The 201-nt window shown below is 59.7% G+C and carries 1 protein-coding gene; it reads left to right on the plus strand.

The window, feature by feature from the left end:
* Nucleotides 1–201 (plus strand): hypothetical protein (locus FJA49_RS18515; protein WP_233590038.1); only part of this gene is annotated, 201 nt, incomplete at both ends.

Genomic DNA, 201 nt, shown 5'->3' on the forward strand with positions numbered 1-201 from the left:
CCACGCAATGCTACTCTGTTGCGCCGCTGCAGCTGATCGTGAACCCGGTTCCGGTAGTTCCCGCAGCGATCGACGACCTTGTGGTATGCGACACGAATGCCGACGGCATGATGAGGGTAGACCTCCAGGGACATGCGGAACAGGACCTTCTTGATGCGCAGGTTCCGGGCGGCAGCTATACGGTACGCTTCTACACGCTAC

Origin of the sequence: Flavobacterium microcysteis (genome assembly GCF_006385255.1) — a bacterium.
Lineage (GTDB): Bacteria > Bacteroidota > Bacteroidia > Flavobacteriales > Flavobacteriaceae > Flavobacterium > Flavobacterium microcysteis.